The following is an 18,435-nucleotide window of genomic DNA, read 5'->3' on the forward strand; positions in this document are numbered from 1 at the left end:
GCATAAAAAATTGTAAGCGAATACAAATAAAAGGAGAACACATATGAAGTATCTCATCGGAATTATCGGAATCATTGTGTTTTTAGGTCTTGCCTGGCTTGCCAGCAACGGCAAAAAAAGAATCAGAATCCGGCCGATCGCCGTCATGCTCGTGCTGCAGCTGATTCTCGGTTATATTCTCCTCAACACCGGTATCGGGAATTTTCTTGTCGGCGGTTTTGCAAAAGGATTTAACTACTTGCTGGAATATGCATCAGAAGGGATTAACTTTGTATTCGGCGGGCTTGTGAATGCGAAACAGACGACGTTCTTCATGAGCGTGCTTCTGCCGATCGTCTTTATATCCGCTTTAATCGGAATTCTGCAGCATTGGAAGGTCCTCCCCTTCATCACGAAGTATATCGGTCTTGCGTTAAGCAAGGTGAACGGAATGGGGAAAATCGAATCTTACAACGCTGTCGCATCCGCGATTTTAGGGCAATCAGAAGTCTTTATCAGTTTGAAAAAACAGCTCGGTTATCTTACTGAACAGCGCTTATATACGCTTTGCGCGTCCGCAATGTCGACGGTCTCAATGTCGATCGTCGGTTCTTACATGATGATGCTGAAGCCCGAATACGTCGTGACGGCGCTTGTGCTGAACTTATTCGGCGGATTTATCATCGCTTCTATCATCAACCCGTACACTGTCAGCAAAGAAGAGGATTTGATCGTCGTTCCTGAAGAAGAAAAGCAATCCTTTTTTGAAGTGCTCGGTGAGTATATAATGGATGGATTCAGAGTCGCCGTCGTCGTAGCGGCGATGCTGATCGGATTTGTCGCACTCATTGCCCTGGTCAACGGCGTTTTTAATGCGGTCTTCGGCATTACATTCCAGGCGCTGCTCGGATATGTATTCGCGCCGTTTGCGTTTTTAACCGGTATTCCGTGGAATGAAGCGGTGAGCGCCGGAAGCATTATGGCGACGAAAATGGTATCGAATGAATTTGTGGCGATGCAGACACTCTCATCCGGCGATTTCCATTTCAGTGCGCATACACAGGCAGTGGTATCTGTATTCCTTGTCTCATTCGCGAATTTCTCCTCTATCGGAATCATTACCGGTGCGGTGAAAGGGCTGCATGAAAAACAAGGAAACGTCGTCGCGCGGTTCGGGCTGAAGCTGCTGTACGGCGCAACGCTCGTCAGCTTCCTGACAGCGGCGATCGTCGGATTGATTCACTGAACATAAATGAAGGACAGGTGATAGATCATGAGAATGGTAGATCTTATTGTAAAAAAACAAAATGGAAAAGAACTTACAACAGAAGAAATTCAATTTTTCGTAAAAGGATACACGGACGGAAGCATCCCTGATTATCAGGCAAGCGCGCTGGCTATGGCGATTTACTTTCAGGATATGACGGATCAGGAGCGCGCCGATCTGACAATGGCGATGGTGAATTCAGGAGAAACGATTGATCTCTCCGCCATTGAAGGCATTAAGGTCGACAAGCACTCTACGGGCGGGGTCGGCGACACGACAACTCTCGTACTCGCACCGCTCGTCGCGGCGCTCGGCGTTCCCGTTGCTAAAATGTCCGGCCGCGGTCTCGGCCATACGGGGGGAACCATTGATAAGCTGGAAGCGATCGAAGGCTTCCACGTGGAATTATCAAAAGATGAATTCATCAAGCTTGTGAACCGCGACAAGGTAGCCGTCATCGGACAAAGCGGCAATTTGACGCCTGCCGATAAAAAGCTGTATGCGCTGCGTGATGTAACGGGTACGGTGAACTCCATCCCGCTGATCGCAAGCTCAATTATGAGTAAAAAAATCGCCGCCGGAGCAGATGCCATCGTGCTTGACGTCAAAACGGGAGCCGGGGCGTTTATGAAAACGGATGAAGACGCCGTGAACCTCGCCAAAGCAATGGTGCGCATCGGAAACAACGTCGGCCGCCAGACGATGGCCGTGATTTCTGACATGTCGCAGCCGCTCGGTTTTGCGATCGGGAATGCCCTGGAAGTACAAGAAGCCATTGATACATTAAGAGGGGAAGGGCCTGAAGACTTAAACGAACTCGTCCTCACGCTCGGCAGCCAAATGGTCGTATTGGCGAAAAAAGCTGAGACATTGGAAGAAGCGAGAACAAAGCTTCAGGAAGTCATGAAAAACGGCAAAGCGCTTGAAAAGTTCAAAGAGTTCCTGAGCAATCAGGGAGGAGACGCTTCTGTCGTTGACGATCCGTCCAAACTTCCGCAGGCGGCGTACAAAATTGACGTTCCGGCAAAAGAAGCGGGTGTCGTTTCAGAAATCGTCGCTGACGAAATCGGCGTCGCAGCGATGCTGTTGGGCGCGGGACGTGCGACAAAAGAGGACGAAATCGATCTTGCCGTCGGCATTATGCTCCGCAAAAAAGTCGGTGACAACGTCGAAAAAGGCGAGCCGCTCGTCACCCTTTACGCCAACCGCGAAAACGTTGAAGACGTGACCGCCAAAGTCTATGACAACATCCGCATCTCAGAAAAAGCGGAAGCGCCGAAACTGATTCATACGCTGATTACGGAATAAGAGAAGAAAGGCACATACCTCATCAGTATGTGCCTTTTTTTATGGCATGGTTTTATCCAAATGAATGTCACGGACGGATTGTTTCGGCTGTTTCTTTCTCAAAAAACGAATGAGATAGCACAGGATCATACAAGGAATTCCGCAGAAGAGGGCGATTCTTTGATTAGGATCAAATGCAAGGCCTACGCATGAAGCGAAACATAAGATCACAGCGGCGATCGGAACGAGAGGGTATAACGGTGTGCGGAAGGTCAGATCCGAGACGCGTCCGCCGTTTTTCACATAATGTTTTCGAAATAACAGCTGAGACAGGGCGATGCTCATCCACACCACGACGCCGGCAAATCCGGCTATTGCCACGAGCACCACGTAGACCGTGCCCGGGGCGGCGATGCTTGAGATCAAGGATATGCAGGAAACGGCCATGCTGGCGAGCAGAGCATTCAGCGGAATGCCTTTTGGTGTGACTTTTTTGAACCGGGCGCTGATCATGTTTTCATTCGCAAGAGACCACAGCATCCGGGTGGAAGCATACAGTCCGGAGTTGGCGACCGAAAGCAAAGCCGTTAAAATCACGAAGTTCATGATATCTGCGGCGTATGGGATACCGATTTGGGAAAAGACCGCGACAAACGGGCTTTCAATCACACCAGCTTCCTTCCAGGAGATCAGTCCGGACAGCACAAAAATGGCGCCGATAAAAAAGATGACCGTTCTCCAGGCGACATTTCGGATCGAACGCGGAATATCTTTTGCCGGATTGGCGGTTTCACCCGCTGTAATTCCGATCAGCTCCGTCCCTGAAAAGGCAAAGCTTACGGAAATCATTGCAATGAAAACCGCAAGAAAGCCGTTCGGAAACAGTCCGCCGTGCGAGGTGAAATTCGACAGCATCGGAGCTTCACCCGAACCGTGCAATGAAATCAAACCGAACATCGCGGCGCCGCCTAAGATGATAAATAAAAGGATGGTAACGATTTTGACGCTGGAAAACCAAAACTCTGTTTCTGCAAACAATTTAACGGAGAATGCATTGGCGGCAAAAAGGAGAGCCGCGAAAATCGCGCTCCACATCCAGACGCTGCTGTGGGGAAACCAGCGCTGCATAAGGATACCGGAAGCTGTAAACTCCGATCCTACCGTCACCACCCAATTCACCCAATACATGATACCGACCATAAAGCCCGTGGACGGCCCGATAAACGTTGTCGCATACGTTTGAAATGAACCGGTCACAGGCATGGCTACTGACAATTCTCCGAGACACTGCATGACAAGATACATCATCAAGCCGCCGATCAGGTAAGCGGCGATCGTCCCGCCCGGCCCGGCCTGGCTCAATGTATACCCTGTGCTCAAAAACAGCCCCGTGCCGATGACCCCTCCCAATGAAATCATAAATAAGTGCCTGCTTTTCATCGTGCGCTTTAGCTGATTGCCGCCTTGATCAACATCCATCGTGATCTCCCCCTTTTTGCGTGGCGTGAGAATCTTCCGGCAGCCGAGAGCACGCGTGCCGGATTTGACTTTAACGTGACAATTTAAATCCCTTTAATGCATGTAAAATGACGTGTGCGGCTGCCCGGCTTGTCATATCGCGAAAATCAAGTGTCGGATCAACCTCAACGATCTCAATACCCGAGATGTCAGCCTCACTGGCTAAAAACCGGACCGCCTGAAGCAGTTCTTCGGTATACAGGCCTCCGGGGCCGATCGCGGGGCAGCCGGGCGCATGAGCTTGATCCAGCACATCCATATCAACCGAAATAAAAATGGCGTCAGCTCTTTTTTGAACGGCCGGCAAGACCTCTTGTATCGTTCGGAGGAGCCCTTTCTCACGGATCATCTCCATTGTATGCACGTCTGCCTGCCGTTCTTTTACATATTGTTCATATGCCAAGCTGTTGCTGAACTCCCTGATTCCAAGCTGAATCAGATTTTGTCCGCTTATGATATTTTCATCTAACAGCCGGCGGAATGGCGTGCCGTTTGTCGGTCCTCCGTCTTCTGTGTTGCGGACGTCGTGGTGGGCGTCGAATTGAAAGACGGCCGTTGTTCCTTTCGTTTCCGCAATGGCTTTAATGGTGGAATAACTGATGGAGTTGTCGCCGCCGAGAATGACGGGCACCCAGTCAGGCTGGTCCGTCAGAATGTCATGAATGGTCCGATAAATGTGTTCGTGAGATGTGACGACATCCGTGACGTGAATCTGAATATCACCGATATCGTAAAGATAGTCAATGACATGCTCCCGCAGCTCCGCGGAATAAGCGGAAATCCCGCCGAGCGCCCGGCGGATCGCACCGGGTGCAAAGCAGGCGCCGGAATGGCTGATTGACGACTTAGAAAGCGGAACGCCGATCAAAGCCGGCCCCTTGATCGTTTGTCCCGCCCACGCTTCCGTCACATCGCCGATCCTTGTCACATGGCGGTCGTTGAAGAGGGAGCCGGCTTTTTGCAGAAACGGATACTTATCCAAGAGCGGCTCCCTCCCTTGAGACAACCGTCTTTCCATTCTTGATGACACGGCGGACATGATTGACGCCGTAATGATACGGGATATACATGTAATTCGGCGCTTCCCAAATGACAATGTCAGCCGCCCGTCCGGCTTTAATTTGTCCGGCCTCTTCGCCTTTTCCGATCGCATACGCGGCATTAACGGTGACAGCGTGCCAGATTTCTTCCGCGGTCATTTTTAAATGAAGCGCGGCAATCGACATAATGAGCTGGAGATTTTCCGTCGGTGAGCTGCCCGGGTTGAAGTCAGTCGCCAAACTGACCCGTACGCCCGCATCAATCATCTCCCGGGCTCTCGCATAAGTGTGTTTGCCGAGATAGAAAGTCGTGCCCGGCAGCAGGACGGCGATCGTTCCGGACGCCGCTAGCTTTTCGATGCCTTCGTCAGACGCCCCCACCAAATGATCGGCAGAAACAGCATGCAGCTCTGCCGCCAATTCCGCGCCGCCGAGCGGGTCAATCTCATCAGCATGGATTTTCAGGCCGAAACCAGCTTCAGACGCCTTTTTCAGGTAGTCCCGTGACTGGCTGACGGTAAAGACGCCTGTTTCTGTGAATATATCGGCAAATTGCGCGAGGCCTTTTTCTTTTATTTCAGGCAAAAGCTGCAGCATGCGATTCAGAAATTCGTCAGGGCTGTTCCGGTACTCAGGCGGAATGGCGTGTGCCCCCATAAAAGTTGTGACAAGGTCGACCGGCTGGCGTTCGCCCAGTTTCTTCGCCGCGGTCAGCTGTTTCAGCTCCGTGTCTTTGTCGAGTCCGTACCCGCTTTTTACTTCTGCCGTCGTGATGCCGTATGACAGCATGCGTCCGAGGTGAAAAAGCCCTTTTTCAATCAGTTCTTCTTCGGAAGCGGCTTTCGTGTCTTTGACCGTTGACAAAATACCGCCGCCTTGCGCCAGAATATCCAAATAGGACATGCCCTGAATTTTTAAATTCAGTTCTTTTTCCCGGGACCCTCCGAATACAAGATGGGTATGGGGATCGACGAGGCCGGGGGTGACGAGCCGTCCCCCGCAGTCGATGATGTCACTTGCCTCGTATCCATCCTCCGCTCCTTGATGTCCGGCAAAAACAATGCGCCCGTCGGAAATGCCGATGACGGCATCTTCCGTGACACGAAGATCCTGCATGCTTCCGCCTGATCGGGGGCCGCCGGATTCCATCGTCAGCAGCTGGCCGATGTTGGTGAGTATGGTATCTATTTGTTTCGGCATGTTACCGCTCCTTTTTCATCGGTATCATAATGTCTTGTTCCTCGGCGACTTGAGCCGCTTTTTCATAACCTGCGTCCGCATGGCGGATAATGCCCATTCCCGGATCGCTTGTCAGAACGCGGGAAAGCCGTTGTTCCGCAAGCAGGCTGCCGTCAGCGACCGCGACCATTCCCGCGTGAAGGGAATACCCCATGCCGACGCCCCCGCCGTGGTGAAAAGAAACCCAGCTTGCGCCTGAGGCCGTGTTGATCAGCGCGTTCAGCACCGCCCAATCGCCGACCGCGTCGCTTCCGTCTTTCATCGCTTCTGTTTCCCGATTCGGAGAGGCGACAGATCCGCAGTCTAAATGGTCTCTGCCGATGACGATCGGGGCTTTCAGCTCGCCGTTTCTGACCAATTCATTGATGGCGAGCCCCATCTTTTCCCGTTCACCGTAGCCGAGCCAGCAAATACGGGACGGCAGGCCTTGGAATGTGACTTTTTTCTGCGCCATGTCAATCCAGCGGTGAAGGGCTTGATTTTCTGGAAACAGCTCTTTTAATAAAGCGTCCGTGCGGTATATATCTTCAGGGTCTCCCGACAGCGCAGCCCAGCGGAACGGCCCTTTTCCTTCACAAAATAAAGGCCGGATGTAGGCGGGAACGAATCCCGGAAAATCAAAAGCATCGGCGAGACCCTCATCTTTGGCAGCCTGGCGGATATTGTTGCCGTAATCAAAGACGACGGCACCTTTTTTCTTGAAGGCGAGCATGGCTTCCACATGCTTTTTCATACTCTGCTTGGAAAGCCTTACGTATAATTCAGGCTGATCCCGGCGCAGGCGGTCGGCCTCTTCAAGTGAGTATCCTGCCGGAATATAGCCGATCAGCGGGTCGTGAGCGGAAGTCTGATCGGTCACGATGTCAATATGGACCCCGCGGTTCAAAAGCTCATGATGCACCTCAGCCGCATTGCCGAGAAGGCCGATCGATAAAGGCTCTCCGGCTTGTCTGGCTGCTTCGGCCCAGCGCAGCGCTTCGTCAATTGATGCTGTTTTACGGTCGCAATAGTTTGTTTCAATGCGTTTATCAATCCGTGTTTCATCCGCTTCAACGGCGATGACGACGCCATCATTCATTGTGACGGACAGCGGCTGGGCGCCTCCCATTCCGCCAAGTCCGGCCGTCAGCGTAAGGGTTCCTTTCAGACTGCCGCCGAAATGCTGTCTCGCAAGCTCCGCAAAGGTTTCATAGGTGCCTTGCAGAATACCTTGTGAGCCGATATAAATCCAGCTGCCGGCCGTCATCTGCCCATACATCATCAGCCCTTTTTTCTCAAGGTCATGGAAATGCTCCCAATCCGCCCATTTCGGCACGAGAACCGAATTAGCCAGCAGGACGCGGGGCGCGCGGCTGTGCGTGCGGAACAATCCGACAGGTTTTCCGGATTGGATCAGCAGTGTTTCATCATCTTTTAACATTTTGAGGGAACGCTCAATCGCGTGAAAAGCATCCCAGTTTCGTGCGGCCTTGCCTATGCCGCCGTATACGATCAGATCCTCCGGCTTTTCGGCAACCTCCGGGTCAAGGTTGTTTCGGAGCATGCGGAGCACGGCTTCCTGCTCCCATCCTAAGCATTCAAGTTCGGTGCCGCGGCCGGCGCGGATTGATTTCTTTACATCAGTCATCTTGTAAGTCCCCCTTCATTGGTCATCAGTTTTTGGTGATGCTCATTCGGCAGAAAAGACTCCTTCTTCAGCCAGTCACTCAGATGCTCGATGTCATAAGAAAACACGCGGTCTTCTTGTATGGACGGCACGATGTTTCTCATTTCGTGATAGAGCTGTTTTGTGTACGAGGCGCAATGTTCCGCACCCCGGTACTCCACGGCCTGCAGCGCGCAAATGGCTTCAACGGCAAGCACCCGTCTCGTATTCGCAATGATCTGGTAGGCGTGCCTTGAGGCGATGGTTCCCATGCTGACGTGATCCTCCTGGTTTGCCGATGAAGGAATGGAATCGACACTGGCGGGATGGGCCAGGGTTTTATTTTCTGACACGAGGGAGGCCGCCGCATATTGCATGATCATCGCTCCGGATTGTAAGCCGGGCTGCGGGCTTAGAAAGGGCGGCAGGTCATTCAGCTGCGGATTCACAAGCCGTTCGATCCGGCGTTCAGAAATATTCGCAAGCTCGGCCGCCGCCACTTTGAGAAAATCCATGGCAAAGGCGATCGGCTGTCCGTGAAAGTTTCCGCCTGAGATGATTTTGGCGCCGTCTTCGAAAATGAGCGGGTTATCTGTCGCGGCATTCATCTCAATTTCTAATTTTTCTTTTACATACGCTAATGTCTGCCATGATGCGCCGTGGACTTGAGGAATACAGCGGATCGAATAGGCGTCCTGGACACGCAGCTCCCCTTGGACGGTCGTCAGCTTGCTGTCTGACAAGTAATAGCGGATTCGCTCTGCGACATCCATCTGTTCCTGATAACCGCGGGCGGCATGAATGTCCTCGTCAAACGCATCGATAATGCCCTGAAGGCCTTCGATCGTTAAGCTCGCAATCCGTTCCGACTGATAGGCCAGCTTTTCGGCTTCGAGGTAAGCGATCAGCCCCATCGCGGTCATGGCCTGCGTTCCGTTGATCAGCGCGAGTCCTTCCTTAGAGGTCAGGACGGCCGGCTGAAGGGTTGTCTGTTCTAAAGCATGAGCTGTCGGCATCCGGGCCCCTTCGTAAAAGACTTCGCCTTGACCGATAAGCGCCAGTGCGAGATGAGAAAGCGGCGCCAAATCCCCGCTCGCCCCCAGTGACCCTTGCTGCGGGATGACCGGGTGAATGCGATGATTGAGATACGCGAGCAGTTGATCAATCAGCTCAGTCCGCACGCCGGAAAAGCCTTTCAGCAGGGCATTGGCGCGCAAAAGCAGCATGGCCCGCGATACAGATTCCGGAAACGGATCACCGACGCCGCACGCGTGAGAAAGAATCAGATTCAGCTGCAGATCCGCGGCGTCTTCTTTTTGAATCAGCACATCGCTGAACTTGCCGAATCCCGTCGTAATCCCGTAAATGGTCTTCTCCTCTTGAACGATCCGTTCAACCGCCGCCCTGCTTTTTTTCACACGTTCCATGCTTTCGGCAGATGCTTGAACCTCTTCAAAATCAAACAGCACACGCTGGGCATCTGCGGTTGTCAGTGAGGAACCGTCTAACGTCACCATCATTTCAACCCCTTTTCCTTTACTTTGGTAAAGCGCCCATACAAAAAGGAGCTATGCCATGAAAATGATATTTCACGCATAGCCCCCTATCATCTGAAATCTATGGGCTGATTCATATGTGATTAATTCCGACTCCGAATGTTTCGTGCTCAAGCCCCTTAATCGGAGCTCCGATCGTGCCGTAAAGTGAAACGGCGATCCAATCGCCTTCCGCCTCGCTTTCATACGGATTTCCCCGCAAGACGGCAAACTTCAGGCCCACGGTACGAAGCAGCGAGCCAAGCAGCATTTCGCCCCTCGTCACTCCGTGCAAAGCTTCCATTGTAGCGTGATACAGCGCATGTGATTCGCGATAACCCTCAGATTGAATGACGCCGCTCTTTTTGGAAGCGGTTTCAATTGCAGCTACCACCTTATGCGCATCCATTGAACCCACCCTGCCGAGACAGACTTTCCAGCCGTCCCGTTCCAGCCGTCTGATCTGCTGGTTTTCTTCAGTCTCATGAAGCAGAAGAAGGACGGATAAGCGCCCGATGCGGCGGTCTTTGTGTAAGGTCATATATGCTTCACTCAATTCTTAAATATTCTGATAACTAGTAACTGTTTTTTATATTAAGTGTTTGCGAATCAGAAGTCAAAACTTTTTTTCCAGTCTTTCACAAATCAGATTGTTATCGAAGTAAAGCGGTACATCGTGAAGCCGGCGCTGTTGATCACATATTCCCGCCATCCGCGTCATAAAATGGAGCGTTGTCTTGAAAGCGTTTTAAGAAAAGAAGAGAGCGAGGAGATTTCAGAAAATGAAAACCAGTTTCTTTCGTGTGTGTCTGGTCTCAGCAGCGGTCATTGGGTTCACTCTGCCGCAGGCAAAAGCCCAGCATCCGGTTTTTTCAGAGGTCAGCGTGCATGATCCGTCCGTCATCAAAACAGGCGATACATATTATGTATTCGGCTCACATTTGGCTTCCGCCAAGTCGAAAAACCTGATGCAGTGGCAGCAGATGTCTTCAAGCGTCAATCCCAATAATCCCCTGATCCCGAACGTCTACACCGAATTAAAAGAGACATTCGACTGGGCCCAGTCTGATACGCTGTGGGCGCCGGATGTCGCCCAGCTGGCTGACGGGAAATATTACATGTACTATAACGCCTGTAAAGGAGACTCGCCGCGATCCGCTCTCGGTGTCGCCGTGAGTGACAAAATCGAAGGACCCTACAAGAACAAAGGCATCTTTTTGAAATCAGGCATGGAAGGAAAAAGCGAAGACGGCACGACGTATAATGCAAACGTTCACCCGAACGTCGTAGATCCGCAAACGTTTTTTGACCATAAAGGCAAGCTCTGGATGGTGTACGGCTCTTACTCCGGCGGAATTTTCGTACTGGAAATGAATCCGAAAACCGGTTTCCCGCTCCCGAACCAAGGCTACGGAAAAAAACTGCTCGGCGGAAATCACAGCAGAATCGAAGGCCCGTACATCAGCTACAATCCGGAAACGAAATATTACTATCTGTATCTGTCATTCGGCGGACTTGACGCAGCCGGCGGTTACAATATGCGTGTGGCGCGCTCTAAAAATCCGGACGGTCCGTACTATGACGCCGCAGGCCATAACATGCTTGACGCCAAAGGAAAAGACGGCAGTTTCTTCGACGACAAAGCAATTGAACCGTACGGGGTCAAACTCATGGGCGGCTACAGCTTCGCCTCACAATCTGAAAAAGGCACGGGCTACGTCTCACCGGGACACAACTCCGTGTTTTACGACGGGAAAACGAAACGATCATACCTCATTTTCCACACCCGTTTCCCGAACAGAGGCGAAGAGCACGAAGTCAGAGTACATCGGCTGTACATGAACAAAGACGGATGGCCCGTTGCAGCGCCATACCGCTACGCGGGAGAACCGGATACACACATATCGGCAGCCGCCGCATCGGGAACCTACAAACTCATCCAGCACGGAAAAGACATCACAGCTATGATCAAAACCCCAAAAAACATCCAGCTTAACAACGACGGCACCATTTCCGGGGAAATGACCGGAACCTGGACAAAAACGGACAGCAGCAAAGCCCGAATTAACCTGAACGGCACAAATTATGACGGCGTCTTCCTGAAAGAATGGGACTCAGCGAGAGAGAAAGAAGTTATGACGTTTAGTGTGCTGAGCGGTGATGGGGAGGCTGTTTGGGGAGTGAAGTGAAACTTTTTTAGAACCCTCCTGCTTCTAGAGGGTTCTATTTTTGCACTATTTTGTAAACAGTTCATTAATTTTGTATACTATAACATAAATTAACACACATTTTTGGGACACGGGGGTACTCAATTGGTACGTACAATCATTCAGATAGAAGACGCAATATACTCTGAACAAATTAAAACATGGAAATTGAACAGTCAAAATGGCGATCTCACTATACATATGGTGTTAAATGATAAAACGAAAATAGTCAAAAAGCTAGATTATTGCAAAGTATATCCATTTGAACAACTTACGTTAAGTGAAGATGAAGTTTTTGAATTAAATGGTGAGATTAGTAAGAACATTGAGTCTTCTGTTATTTATGGAGATAAATATGCGGTTGTTTCTTTCAGGGGTGGTAAGCACAGATATATTTATAAAAAAGATGCGGTTAAGAAAGTAAGGCTAGAGAATGCTAAATTCAAAAACCTGTTAAATTATTTTTCTTTCATAGCTGGGGTAAAGGATAGAACAGTTAATGGTATACCTTCTATTTTAGAAGGGCAAATTCATAACCTTCCTCTAAGAACAGAAAGTGCTCTTCATGCTTATTTTACAAAAACTAGTCAATCCTTCAATAAGGAAAAAAAGCTTATATATCCGTTTGGTTTGAATCTTAGTCAAATTCAAGCGGTTGAATCTGCTTTTTCTTCTCAGGTTAGCGTAATTGAAGGACCGCCAGGAACCGGTAAGACACAAACTATCCTGAATATTATTTCTAACATTGTGATGCAAGGAAAAAATGCTGCTATTGTATCGAGTAATAATTCTGCCGTCGCAAATGTCAGTGAGAAATTAATGAAGTCAGATCTAGGTTTTTTTCTTGCATCATTAGGAAGTCAGGTGAATCAGAAGAAATTTTTTGAGAATCCTCCAAAGCTTCCCCAAGACTTCAATAGCTGGGAAATTAATATGGATGTTGAAGTAGAAATGGAACAAATTTTGTGGAACAATATTAGATCAATGAAAGAGTTACTTGAATTACAAAACAAACAAGCAGTCATAAAGCAGCAAATAAAAGATCTTGAAACGGAACAGAAATATTATACAAAACATTTAGAATCACTAGAAGCTGTTCAACCAAAACTTCTACCATTTTACAAATTCACGAAAAATAAGATCATCGATTTTTTGGTTGATGAGGCATTAAATCATAAGAATAGAATGACATTGTTTAAACAAACAAAATATCTTTTTTATTATGGCTTATACAGCCCGAAACAAATAAAAGATCAATCTCATAAAGAAAAAATCATTACACAGCTTCAATATCATTTTTATCGACTAAAGCTTGAGGAATTAAAAAGTGAAATTAAAAGAATCGAAGACATTCTGGAAATGAAAAACTTCAATGATTTAACGGAAAGAATTCAATTAACCTCAAAACAACTTTTTAAAAGTTATTTGAATAAAAAGGGGAATTTCGACAGAAAAACCCATTATACTCAGGAGAATTTCAAAAAGTCTAAATATTTTTCATCGTTTATAGATCAATTCCCCATTATATTGAGTACTGCTTTTTCTTTGCAAAAGTCTATACCTGCGGGTTTTTTGTTTGATTACTTAATCATAGATGAAGCCTCGCAATTAGAATTAATGCCAGGGATACTTGCTCTTGGGTGTGCTAAGAATGTTGTGATAGTAGGAGATAGGAAGCAGCTCCCCCACATTCCCGATACATCAGCCGAGCTTTCCCAATTTGAAATAGAATCATGCTTTAATTATGTTAAAAATAGTATGCTTGATTCGATTATAAAAGTATATAAGAATCGAATACCGATTACTCTTCTAAAAGAACATTATCGTTGTGAGCCGATGATAATTAAATTTTGTAATGAACAATATTATGATGGGAAACTTATTCCTTTGACAAAACAAAAAAGTGAAAATGAACCTTCCATCGTACTCATTAAGACTGTTAAAGGTAATCATATGCGGTTTCAGGGTGGGAAACATAATATTCGTGAATTAGATTCTCTTGATGAGGATGCGATTAAAAATCTTGTGTTTCCTGAATCTTATGAAACAGGCTTTATTGCTCCTTATAGAGAACAGATTAATCATGCCGAACAGCGTTTACCTGAGGAGATTTTGAAAGATACAGTTCATAAATTCCAGGGAAGAGAATGCGATGGTATTATTTTTTCTACTGTGCTTGATAAAAAAGGAAGTAAGAATGATGTTCAATTCGTTGATAGCGCAAATTTAATAAATGTCGCTATATCACGAGCTAAAAAGCGTTTTGTTTTAGTATCTGATGTTGAAGTATTTAAAAAAAGCAACAAAGAAATTTCCGAACTTATTAGGTATATGGAATACTATACTGAATCGAGTTTATACCATAAAAGCAAAGTAATTTCAGTGTTTGACTTACTTTATAAAGAATTCTCTGAAGTACTTATTGAAAGAGAAAATAAACTTCGGAAAAGTGATTCAAAATACAAGACAGAAAGAATTATAGCCAGCTTACTTAGGGATATTCTTTCAGAAGAAAAATTTAAAAAAATCAACTTTAAAAGAGAGTATCGTTTGAAAGATCTGGTGAATGATACAAGTCACCTACATGAAGACGAAAAACAATTTATTAAAACAGCGGCAAGAGTTGATTTTCTTCTTCACTATAAGATGGGTAATGAACCTCTTGGAGTAATTGAGGTAGATGGTGTTGCATACCATCACTCTAAAGATCAAAAGAGACGAGATAGAATTAAAAACACAATTTTAGATAAAGCAGGAATACCCATCCTCAGATTGAGAACTAACGAAAGTAGAGAGCCTGAGCGTATAAAACAGTTTTTGAATAAGCATTTATAAGAAAACGACCTTGACAAATGAGGATAATCACATTTTTAACCTCCTTATAAAAAGTGCTATTTTTTATATAATAAAAGTGAACTAACAAGATATTCAAGATGTGAGAATTTTGTTAACCAACTGAACTCTTTCAGAAAATAGAAAAAAGCTTTCCTAACATGAAATGAATTATAATTAAATAGTAATTTAACTGATCTACCGACTAAGAAAAAACGAAAGGAAGTTTAATTTTGAAAAAAACAATAAAAGTAGCCGCCGCAGTCATACAAAATGAAAACAATGAAATTCTATGTGCTCTACGTTCTCCAACAATGTCTCTTCCTAATCTGTGGGAGTTTCCTGGTGGAAAGCTTGAAGAAGGGGAGAATGCTCGGGAAGCACTTGTAAGAGAAATTGAAGAGGAACTTGATTGTAAAATTGTTGCGGGCGATGTGATAGCTGATATTCATCATGAATATGAGAAGGTCATCGTCAATTTAATTTCAATAAAAGCGAAGATTGTATCAGGGAAGCCGGTAGCAAAAGAGCATGCGGAATTCAGATGGGTGCCTATTCGTGAGCTAGAATCACTAGAGTGGGCACCCGCTGATCTTCCGACCGTATCTGCTTTAATTCGTTAAATCCACATACAAGTTTTCTGGGACAGGCTGATGGAGCTTCCATTTGACATTCATTGGCTTGTCTCCGTGGCTTGATACGTAATCCGCTTCTCCTACATAAATAAATGGTAAAGTGATGTTGTGCATTTCAGTGAATTTCCTCACAAATAAATGAATATGGTATCCTTTTTCCTTATGGTGAATAAAGTTTTGCCCTACGCTTGATGTATGTGAGGTTTGGTTTTGACTTTGCCAGTGAAAATGGCTAGGATCAATAAAATAATCTTTATATAGCAAATGATCTTCTACTTTTTCTGACTTATTCAAATTGATAAAGATTAAATAGTGATTTTTAACTCTACGTACACCCTCTCGCCAAGTCCCTTCCTGATCAGTTGACTGAAAAAGATAAATGAGCTCATTTCTTGTATAGGTTTGATACATTGTAAGCTTAATCTCTTTTGAAGCAAGGGCGTCTATATTGTTCATACGTCTAAATTCAATCATTCCATAGTGGACGCGCTCCTTAATATACGGTCCGAATAATGGATCGTTTAATATCTCGCTCACTTCTGGATCTAACTTGAATGTATCACCTTGTAATGTACCAAAGCGCCAATTCTGTTTTTGATCTGATTTCGTTAAACGCTCCATTGCTCGCTGAATGAGGTCATCATGTGTATCTGTTGTGATTTGAATATGAAACTGTTTTTCTAACGATTCTTTTACATCTTCTATTGTGATGATATTTTTGTGAAAACCGCTCTGTAAAATTAACCATTCATAAGGCCATTTAATAGGTAATTGCTGTTCTAATTTTGCTACTATCCCTACAACCAAGGGGTTATTGAGAATTCCTTCATCTGTAACATTCAAATCGTCCATTTTCTTTTTGGTCTGTACCCACGATTTGTATTTCTTTATAAAAAAGGTAAGCCCAGGTGCCTGTTCAGAGTATAGAAAATCAATTAATTCTGGAGAGCGTCCTAGCTCTTGTTTAAATTGCTTGTATAACGTTTTCAGCATGGCATCTGAATTTAGTTTAATATGATCGATCTTATTTAAAATTTCTTTCTTCGTTACGGCTGAAAGGTCAACATAAGATCCCCCAGGTAAATCTGAAAACTCATGCGTCACGGCCACTCGGAGGGAATCTTTATCAAACGATTTTTGGCTTGTTTGTCCAGATAGTGCGAGTGGAATAACGAATGACTTTTGATAGTTTCCGATAAAATCCAGTATCGTTACAAACTCTTTGTCGTCAGTTTTTCTAAGTCCCCGTCCTAATTGCTGAATGAAAATCGTTGGTGATTCTGTTGGTCTAAGGAACAATAGTAGATTGAGTTTTGGAATATCTATTCCTTCGTTGAAAATATCTACTGTAAATATAAGTTCTAAACTGTGGTGCGGGTCCTCCAAATGACGAATGACCTCTTGTCTTTTTGCAGGAGAATCCTTTCCTGTTAAGTAAGTTGTATAAAATCCCAATTTATTAAATTCATCACTCATGTATATTGCGTGTTCGACGTTTGTACAGAAACCTAAGCCAACCATTTTCTCGCCGTGGAATCCATACATGTTGATCATCTTGATGATATATTCTACTCGTTTATGAGTTTTTAAATGATCTACTAGCGATTTCTCTTCGTACAGTCCATTTTTCACTTTTACTTTTTCATAATCTACAGTATGATCTGAAATTCCAAAATAGTGAAATGGTGCAAGTAGCTCTGCCTTTAGAGCATCGCGGAGTCTAATTTCGTAAACAACATTATGATCACAAATCTGAAGCACATCTTTACCGTCAAGACGCTCTGGTGTTGCAGTTAAACCTAATAAAAACTTTGGTGTAAAGTAGTTTAATACAGCTTGATAGGTAGATGCTTCTGCATGATGGAATTCATCAATCACAATGTAGTCAAATTCATCTGTTGAAAAGGATTCCAATGTTTCTTTTTTATGTAGCGTTTGTACAGTGCTAAATAAAAAACGCTTATCTCTTTCTTTTTTCGTTCCAGTCAATAAACCAAAATCTTCATGATTATTGGTGACTTTCTGGAATGTTTCGATTGCTTTTGTAAGTAACTCTTCCCGGTGGGCAAGAAAAAGATATTTATTTGGTTTAAATTGCTCAAAATCAAATGCTGCTAAAAATGTTTTTCCGGTTCCAGTGGCGGCGATGATGACTGCTTTTGTCTCCCCTTCGTTTCTTGTTTTTTTAAGGTTTCGTAACGCTTCCTTTTGCATGGCATTCGGGGACATTTTCGTTTTGTAAAGAGAGTTTTGAGCAGCAAAGGAAGCACTTACCTTTTGGCTTCCTGCTTGGAATTCCTCATAGGCTTGTAAAAATTGTTCGTCAACAGGCTGTGTCTTTTCATTCCAAACAGTGTCAAACAAATCTTTTGTTTGTTGATAAACGGGGAGATATCTGGTTTCAGGTAGTCTAACATTTAACTCATACCCGGTCGTAAGTGCAGCTTGTGATAGATTTGAAGATCCTACAATGACACTATGCTGTCCAGAACAGCGTTCAAATAAGTATGCTTTCGTATGGAAAGATTTTTTATATTCATTTACAATTTTCAACTCAACATTTTCAAATTGAAGAAGATGTCTTAACGCTTTCGGTTCTGTAATACCCATATAGGTAGATGTAATGATGCGTACAGGGACATGTCTTTTAGCAAGCTCCTGAAGCGGAGGGATCAAAAGCTGAACACCAGACCACCTTGTAAAACTAACCATAAAGTCTACCCGATCCGCCGTTAACATCTCGTGTTTTAATGCTTTGAAAAAGTTATCATGAGTTTGATGATTTCCTAGCAGTTTCAGACGATGTAGAGAGAATTCCTCTGAAATAGGAAGTTCCATTTCGTTTAAACTATAAAGCACTGTGGAAAGTGGTAATGAAAAATTCGTATGTTGTCCAAGCTGAGAGGCAACTTTCTCGCTCAGCTGAATCGCTTGTTCATATTGATCTTGATCCACAAGTGTTTGAAATGTCTCGCTCAGTTGTTTTGCCGTATGTAAAGTCAAAACCTCTGCATATTCTTTAGGGCCAACCGGTTGAATGCGATGTGATGTTGGATAAAGTTTTTGTTGTTGCTGAATTTCCTCATGGAAGCCTCTATGATTTCTCATCATAATCTCCTTTTTTATATCAATAATTCCATTTTATCACTACTCTTACCAATAGGTAATACTAAAAAAGAAGAGAATAAAGTCCTATTTATTAAGCGTTTAAAAAATAACGCTGAGGTAGTTTGGTGGAGTATGGAGTATTC

At 45.4% G+C, this 18,435-nt stretch carries 12 protein-coding genes; 5 read left to right on the forward strand and 7 right to left on the reverse strand.

Going from position 1 to position 18,435, the window contains the following annotated elements; translation table 11 throughout:
- Positions 1 to 43: 43 nt before the first annotated feature.
- Positions 44 to 1,225 (forward strand): NupC/NupG family nucleoside CNT transporter, encoded by a 1,182-nt coding sequence (locus tag BGM27_RS10745; RefSeq protein WP_004393280.1) that lies wholly within the window; start codon positions 44 to 46, stop codon positions 1,223 to 1,225.
- Positions 1,226 to 1,252: 27 nt separating this feature from the next.
- On the forward strand, positions 1,253 to 2,554 hold the full coding sequence (locus tag BGM27_RS10750) for a pyrimidine-nucleoside phosphorylase (protein WP_007407816.1): 1,302 nt from the start codon (positions 1,253 to 1,255) through the stop codon (positions 2,552 to 2,554).
- A gap of 39 nt (positions 2,555 to 2,593) precedes the next feature.
- On the opposite strand, the gene BGM27_RS10755 is transcribed toward BGM27_RS10750, so the two are convergent.
- The 6 genes from BGM27_RS10755 to hutP form a co-directional block, all read right to left on the reverse strand.
- Positions 2,594 to 4,012 carry an amino acid permease gene (locus tag BGM27_RS10755; protein WP_007407815.1) on the reverse strand — a complete coding sequence of 473 codons (1,419 nt, stop codon included), beginning with the start codon at positions 4,010 to 4,012 and terminating at the stop codon, positions 2,594 to 2,596.
- Between the two features lie 70 nt (positions 4,013 to 4,082).
- Entirely contained in the window at positions 4,083 to 5,033 is a 951-nt protein-coding gene (gene hutG / locus BGM27_RS10760; protein ID WP_007407814.1) for a formimidoylglutamase, read from the reverse strand.
- The gene (hutI, locus tag BGM27_RS10765) at positions 5,026 to 6,291 is read right to left on the reverse strand and encodes an imidazolonepropionase (RefSeq protein WP_007407813.1); all 1,266 of its coding nucleotides are present in this window, start codon (positions 6,289 to 6,291) and stop codon (positions 5,026 to 5,028) included. The genes hutG and hutI overlap by 8 nt, the downstream gene beginning before the upstream one ends.
- A 1-nt stretch (position 6,292) precedes the next feature.
- On the reverse strand, positions 6,293 to 7,957 hold the full coding sequence (gene hutU / locus BGM27_RS10770; protein WP_007407812.1) for a urocanate hydratase: 1,665 nt from the start codon (positions 7,955 to 7,957) through the stop codon (positions 6,293 to 6,295).
- Positions 7,954 to 9,492, reverse strand: coding sequence for a histidine ammonia-lyase (gene hutH / locus BGM27_RS10775; RefSeq protein ID WP_007407811.1), 1,539 nt, complete (start codon positions 9,490 to 9,492; stop codon positions 7,954 to 7,956). Before hutH ends, hutU begins: the two co-directional genes overlap by 4 nt.
- A 112-nt stretch (positions 9,493 to 9,604) precedes the next feature.
- Positions 9,605 to 10,051 (reverse strand): histidine utilization transcription antiterminator HutP, encoded by a 447-nt coding sequence (hutP, locus tag BGM27_RS10780; RefSeq protein ID WP_007407810.1) that lies wholly within the window; start codon positions 10,049 to 10,051, stop codon positions 9,605 to 9,607.
- A gap of 241 nt (positions 10,052 to 10,292) precedes the next feature.
- On the opposite strand from hutP, the gene abnB reads away from it, so the two are divergent.
- From abnB to BGM27_RS10795, 3 genes are all read left to right on the forward strand, one after another.
- Positions 10,293 to 11,699 carry an arabinan endo-1,5-alpha-L-arabinosidase AbnB gene (gene abnB / locus BGM27_RS10785; RefSeq protein ID WP_007407809.1) on the forward strand — a complete coding sequence of 469 codons (1,407 nt, stop codon included), beginning with the start codon at positions 10,293 to 10,295 and terminating at the stop codon, positions 11,697 to 11,699.
- Positions 11,700 to 11,822: 123 nt separating this feature from the next.
- Positions 11,823 to 14,552, forward strand: coding sequence for an AAA domain-containing protein (locus tag BGM27_RS10790; RefSeq protein WP_007407808.1), 2,730 nt, complete (start codon positions 11,823 to 11,825; stop codon positions 14,550 to 14,552).
- Positions 14,553 to 14,782: 230 nt separating this feature from the next.
- A complete protein-coding gene (locus BGM27_RS10795; protein WP_007407807.1) occupies positions 14,783 to 15,172 on the forward strand; it encodes a (deoxy)nucleoside triphosphate pyrophosphohydrolase in 390 nt (129 codons plus the stop codon).
- Here the strand turns inward: BGM27_RS10795 and BGM27_RS10800 are convergent.
- On the reverse strand, positions 15,161 to 18,292 hold the full coding sequence (locus BGM27_RS10800) for a DUF3427 domain-containing protein (RefSeq protein ID WP_007407806.1): 3,132 nt from the start codon (positions 18,290 to 18,292) through the stop codon (positions 15,161 to 15,163). The genes BGM27_RS10795 and BGM27_RS10800 overlap by 12 nt on opposite strands.
- Positions 18,293 to 18,435 lie beyond the last annotated feature (143 nt).

It is taken from the genome of Bacillus sp. FJAT-27001, from assembly GCF_019039175.1.
In the GTDB taxonomy this organism is placed as follows: domain Bacteria; phylum Bacillota; class Bacilli; order Bacillales; family Bacillaceae; genus Bacillus; species Bacillus velezensis.